This window comes from Coleofasciculus sp. G3-WIS-01 (genome assembly GCF_040223135.1).
GTDB lineage: Bacteria > Cyanobacteriota > Cyanobacteriia > Cyanobacteriales > Coleofasciculaceae > Coleofasciculus.
On record NZ_JAVJZI010000095.1, the window covers coordinates 21,531 to 27,670 of the forward strand.

The 6,140-nt window shown below is 43.9% G+C and carries 6 protein-coding genes; all 6 read left to right on the forward strand.

What is annotated here, in order from left to right; translation table 11 throughout:
- The first annotated feature begins 63 nt into the window (after positions 1–63).
- The 6 genes from larC (at position 64) to RIM23_RS10300 (ending at position 5,946) form a co-directional block, all read left to right on the forward strand.
- The gene (gene larC / locus RIM23_RS10275; protein WP_446366744.1) at positions 64–1,353 is read left to right on the forward strand and encodes a nickel pincer cofactor biosynthesis protein LarC; all 1,290 of its coding nucleotides are present in this window, start codon (positions 64–66) and stop codon (positions 1,351–1,353) included.
- 109 nt (positions 1,354–1,462) lie between these two features.
- The gene (locus tag RIM23_RS10280; RefSeq protein ID WP_446366747.1) at positions 1,463–2,647 is read left to right on the forward strand and encodes an AAA family ATPase; all 1,185 of its coding nucleotides are present in this window, start codon (positions 1,463–1,465) and stop codon (positions 2,645–2,647) included.
- Entirely contained in the window at positions 2,647–3,234 is a 588-nt protein-coding gene (locus RIM23_RS10285) for a DUF4276 family protein (protein ID WP_446366749.1), read from the forward strand. The genes RIM23_RS10280 and RIM23_RS10285 overlap by 1 nt, the downstream gene beginning before the upstream one ends.
- A gap of 239 nt (positions 3,235–3,473) precedes the next feature.
- The gene (locus RIM23_RS10290; protein WP_446354576.1) at positions 3,474–3,686 is read left to right on the forward strand and encodes a DUF2997 domain-containing protein; all 213 of its coding nucleotides are present in this window, start codon (positions 3,474–3,476) and stop codon (positions 3,684–3,686) included.
- Positions 3,687–3,699: 13 nt separating this feature from the next.
- Positions 3,700–4,242 (forward strand): nucleotide exchange factor GrpE, encoded by a 543-nt coding sequence (locus tag RIM23_RS10295; RefSeq protein ID WP_446366751.1) that lies wholly within the window; start codon positions 3,700–3,702, stop codon positions 4,240–4,242.
- 117 nt (positions 4,243–4,359) lie between these two features.
- The gene (locus tag RIM23_RS10300) at positions 4,360–5,946 is read left to right on the forward strand and encodes an Hsp70 family protein (protein WP_446366753.1); all 1,587 of its coding nucleotides are present in this window, start codon (positions 4,360–4,362) and stop codon (positions 5,944–5,946) included.
- Positions 5,947–6,140 lie beyond the last annotated feature (194 nt).

Consider the following 6,140-nt stretch of genomic DNA (forward strand, 5'->3'; position numbering starts at 1 on the left):
ATAATGGGTAAAGGTTTCCAGCCTTTTGGTTACAGCTAATCACCCTTCAGGATTCAAAACGTAATGCCAAAACTCGCCTACCTCGACTGTCAGAGTGGAATTGCTGGTGATATGTGCTTAGGGGCACTCGTGGCAGCAGGAGTGCCGTTGGAGTATTTAAGTGAAAAGCTAAAAGGGCTAGGAATTGACCATGAATATCGGTTAGAGTCAGAACCAGTCCACCGTCAAGGTCAATTAGCCACTAAAGTCCATCTGAATTTGCTCACTCAAGCCCATCACCATGATCACGCTGAACCGTCAGACCATGAGCATAGCCGACACCTGGCAGATATTGAACACCTGATTACAACCGCCGGATTACCTTCACAAGTCGTCGATTGGAGTTTGGCAATTTTTCGCAACTTGGCGGAAGCAGAGGGGGCTGTTCACGGGATGGCACCCGAAACCGTGCATTTCCATGAAGTGGGTGCTACAGATGCCTTAGTGGATATTGTCGGTACTTGTTTGGGATTGGATTGGTTGGGCATTGACCGACTCTACTGTTCTCCCTTACCCACAGGAGGCGGTACAGTACAAGCTGCTCATGGTCGATTGCCTGTTCCTGTTCCCGCTGTTTTAAAATTGTGGGAGTCTCGGCAAGTCCCTATTTATAGCAATGGCATTGAGCGCGAATTAGTCACGCCCACTGGTGCAGCTATTGCTGTCACCCTTACCACCCAATTTGGACTCCCTCCAGCAATGATTCTGCACAAGATTGGTCATGGCGCGGGAACCAGTGAGTTAGCGATTCCGAATATCCTGCGACTCTGGATTGGGGAAGCGTCAGAGTTTGGCATTCAGTTTCAGGGAGGAGATCCGGCTAATCTTATAAATGATGACCCTTGCCAAGAAAGCGTTTGTGTGATAGAAACGCAAATTGATGACTTAAATCCCCAAGTGATTGGGTATGTATTCGAGGTGCTATTTAATGCTGGGGCGTTGGATGTGTTTACCCAAGCCATTGGCATGAAAAAATCTCGTCCTGGGGTATTACTTACGGTGATTTGTCCAGCGGAAAAATTAACCGTTTGTGAAGATATTTTATTTAGGGAAACCACAACTCTGGGTATTCGCCACTTTACCCAGCAACGCACGATTTTGCAACGGGCAATTCAGCGAGTCGAGACGAAGTATGGAGTGGTGCGGGTAAAAGTTGCCAGTCGCGCTTCAGGAGTACAAAATGCCATCGCCAATGTCCAACCGGAATATGAAGACTGTGCCGCGATCGCACGAGAGTATAATTTATCCTGGCGGGAGGTGCATCAACTAGCACTCGATGCTTGGTATCGTGTCAATAATCCACCATTGCCTTGATCAGCTAGCAAATATCAGAATCCAGAGGATAGAAGGTAGAAGGCTGAAGGTTGAATAGATGACTTGTAACAACCCTAGTTGCTCTACGCTGGTTTATTAGGATAACATTATGAAAATTGTTTCCATCAAAATCAAGAATTACCGCCTTTTTGAGTTCCTAGAAATTAAGGATATTCCAGGGTTTTGTGTCATGATCGGAGCCAACGGCACAGGCAAATCTACCCTGTTTGATATTTTTGGTTTTCTTCGGGATGCCCTCAAAAATAACATTCGCCAAGCCCTCCAAGTTAGAGGTGGGTTTAATGAAGTCATCACTAGAGGTAAAGAACAAGAAGACATCGAAATTGAATTGAAATTTCGCATGAAGATTGTGGAAACAGAACGCCTCGTAACTTATGTACTAATCGTTGGACAAGAAGAAAAACGTCCGGTAATCAAACGAGAAATATTACGCTACAAACGCGGCGAATACGGTTCCCCTTATCACTTCCTTGACTTCCAAAAAGGCAAAGGCTACGCCATCACCAACGAAGAAAACTTTGACCAAACCGAAGAACACCTAGAACGAGAAGAACAACAATTAGAATCCCCCGATATTCTAGCCATCAAAGGCTTAGGGCAATTCCAACGCTTTAAAGCTGCCAGTGCCTTCCGTTCCCTAATTGAAAATTGGCATGTATCCGACTTTCATATCAGCGATGCGAGAGGAAGTAAAGATGCTCTCTACGCCGAACACCTCTCCGCCACTGGAGACAATCTAGCAATAGTTGCCCAATATATTTATCAAGAACATCCCAGAATCTTTGATAAAATTTTAGAAAAAATGCGTGATCGGGTTCCGGGTATTTCCCAAGTCGAAGCTAAAAACACCGAAGACGGTAGATTAATTCTGCGCTTTCAAGACCAAGCATTCAAAGATCCCTTTATTGATCGCTATGTCTCCGACGGCACGATGAAAATGTTTGCCTACCTAATTTTACTCTTTGACCCCAAACCTCACCCTTTACTTTGTGTCGAAGAACCCGAAAACCAACTTTACCCCACCTTACTTCAAGAACTCGCCGAAGAATTTGCCAACTATAGCGATCGCGGTGGTCAAGTTTTTATTTCTACCCATTCCCCTGACTTCTTGAACGCGGTTCCCTTAGACAGTATTTTTTGGCTGATCAAAGAACAAGGCATCAGCAAAATATACAAAGCCACCGATAACAAAACCCTCAAAGCCTTAGTTGACGCCGGAGATTTACCTGGCTATTTATGGACTCAAGGTTGGTTGAAAGGAGTTGCCCCCTGATGATCTACAACATTATTTTTTTGTTGGAAGAACGCTCCATGAGGATAGTTTTAGAGGAGATATTACCCAAACTAATTCCTAATCATATTACCTATATTTGTATTACTCACCAAGGTAAACAGGATCTAGCTGAATCTATACCAAGGAAAATCAAAGCCTTTCAATTCAGCCCCTCGACAGAGTTTGTCATTGTCCATGACCAAGACTCCAATGACTGCAAAAAACTCAAGACCGAATTACTAAAAATTTGTCAAACGGCTGGGAAGCCCGACGCAATGATTCGCATTATCTGCCATGAACTAGAGTCTTGGTTTCTCGGAGATTTAGCTGCCGTCGAAAAAGCCTATAACCTTAAACCTCATAGCCTCAGCCAAAAACAAACCCAAAATAAATATCGAGATCCCGATCGACTCAATTCTGCCAAAGAAGAACTCAGAAAATTATTACCAGCAGGATATTATCCTGGCACTCACTCTAAAGAAATCGCACCACACTTGTCCCTTACCGACAATAAATCGCGTAGCTTTCAAATTTTCTGTGAAGGAATCCAAAAAATTTTAGCGAGAGTCAGTTATGACCCAGAGTGAACAAGAGCTAGAGGAGCTTTCCTTACATTCGATATCGTATTGTGCTGTGTACTGTAGAATAGGGTAGGTTGAACTGATGCTGCTCAACCAGCAAATCTTTAATTTCTCCATACATGACATGATAACCATCTGCTTGCGACTCTGAGCTTGACCTGTTCAATGTACCATTTAGTGCATAGCTTTTCAGAAATGGTATAAATCCCTTAAACTGTAGTTAATTGTTGGGTTCGGAAAGAATTATGGCAGAGTATCAAAAGATCGAATATCGCATTGGCAAGGATGGCAAAATCACCGAAACCGTCATCGGTGCTACTGGATCAAGTTGTACCGAAACAACTAAAGGAATTGAAGCCGATCTCGGAGACGTAGAAACTCAACAATTGCTGCCAGAATATTATGAAGGTGACGAAACCCTAACCACGGATCAAACTACGACTTTACATCAACAGTAAAAGGAGAGGTAAGATGGCTCATGATCCTAACCTCTTGGGGCTTGGTTTACTGTTGTGGTTTGTCTTCACCACTTTACTCATTAGTCGCTTTGGTCCGAAAAAAAGACCCGAAAACCATTCTGCTTCAGTCTCAGTTGCTGACTCCAGTCAAATCAAGAAATTAGAGGCACAATGTCAGCGGCTACGGGATGAACTCGAAGCGCGATCGCAGCAACTATCCACAGATATCCAAGATACCACCTTTGAACAACTACGCCCCCTACTGACCAATTATCCCACCGCTTGCCGGATGATCGAAGCCCGCCCGGATTTACCAGCTAAAAATTTAGTCGCACTCTTTACTCCATTAGAAAATCTGATCCAGAATTGGGGATATGAACCCATTGGTCAACCTTGGGAACAGGTTCCCTTTAATTCCCAACTGCACCAACCTGATGTTGAAGATATCACAGAAGGAGAACTCGTTTATATTCGATTCGTCGGCTATCAAGATCATGATCGAATACTTTGTCCGGCTAAAGTGAGTCGCACCCTACCTAGGGGACTGTCACATTAGTGAGTGTGTAGGGGCGGGTTTAGGGACTTTGTTTCGCTGTTAATGATAACTTTTGTGCAAAACCCGCCCTGACTACCTTTTGAGTGCGATAACTATTTGACGAATGACTAATGACAAATGACAAATACAGTTGCAATTGACTTCGGTACGAGCAACACAGTCGTCAGTATACTCGAACCCGATACCAACAGTCCCAAAACCCTCAGGCTGGGTTCACTCTCTCGCCTGTTTAAAACGAACTCAAATGAGCCAGATATCCCAGTCATTCCCACCCTAGTTTTTATCAAAGACAATAATCAAATCGTACTGGGAGAACAAGTTCGTTCCCAGCGCTTAGGACAATCTCAACCCGCTCGCTTTTTTAAAGGATTTAAACGAGATTTAGCGGCGGACTTCCAACCGCCTCCGCGTCTCATTAATGGTGAATATTACACGGCTGAATCGGTTTCAGAACAATTTATTAAAACTATTTGGCAGCAATTAAAGGCGCAAAAAATTCAACCCTATCAGCTTATTTTAACTGTACCCGTGGGCGCTTATGATCGCTATTTAGATTGGTTTCGCGAGGTAGCACGCCGCCTGGATGTGGAGCAAATTAAACTGGTGGATGAATCCACAGCAGCGGCGTTAGGCTATGCAGTACAACGTCCGAGTTCCTTAGTATTGGTGGTGGATTTTGGTGGTGGAACTCTGGATTTAAGTTTAGTCCGTACTGCACCACAATTGGATGCAGCCAAGCGCGATCGCGAAACGGTATTACGGGCAGAAGTGTTGGCGAAATCTGATGCTTATGTCGGCGGTGAAGATGTGGATAGTTGGATTGTCGAAGACTATCTGCATCAGCAAGGATGGTCAAGGGAAGCAATTGGTGAGGTGGGGTGGCAGAATTTATTAGAGTTAGCTGAACGGTTAAAGATTCGCTTGTCTAGTATTCAGGAAGCTAAGGAAAGTTGGTTAGATGAGGAGACATTTAATTCATACAACTTGCAACTGAATCGGGATAGATTAGAAGAGATTCTGGAAAATCGCAAGTTTTTGGAAAAATTGCGGGAAGCGTTGGATGAAGTATTGACGATTGCTCTGGAAAAAGGAATTAGTAAGGGTGATATTGAACAGGTGTTATTAGTTGGGGGCAGTTGTTTAATTCCCGCCGTACAGCAGTTGATCCGGTCATATTTTGGCAAGACTAAGGTGAAATTAGATAAGCCCTTTGAAGCCGTGGCATACGGGGCATTAGCGTTAAATAAAGTGGCGAGTGTGGATGATTATTTGCACCACAGTTACGCCATTCGCTTATGGGAACCTTATGCTAAAACTTATTCCTATTTCACATTATTTGAAAAAGGGATACAATATCCCTGTGAACGTGGGGAACCGTTAACCTTACAAGTCGCCATTGAAGGACAACGGGAAATTCGCTTAGATATTGGCGAAGTCGCAGAAATTGCACAAGCCGAGGTAAGTTATGATAAGTTAGGACGGATGACCAGTAGTCAGTTATCTAAGCAAGCGGCGTATCGTTCTTTGGATAGCGATCGCGAACAGGTTTGTGTAGCACATTTAGACCCACCAGGACAAGTGGGAGTTGACCGGATTTCCGTTCAGTTTGAGGTAGATGAACGGCGGGTTTTGGTAGCAACAGTTAAGGATTTAGTGACGGGGAAACTGTTAGTAGAAAAAGGCGCGATCGCGAAATTACAGTAGTGGCGTGGCACACCTAATTTGATGGATTATCCCCAGAAAACCCATACAATTAGCTAACTTTTCACTCTAAGTTGTCTGTGTAGTATATAGTCATTGATAGAGTTGTATAACTTATCGGTTATGTATTCGTGCGCCTCGCAACTTTTTCAATTTTGGCAAAAATCAACGTAATAGCAAGGGTTTCAGGTGCTAAT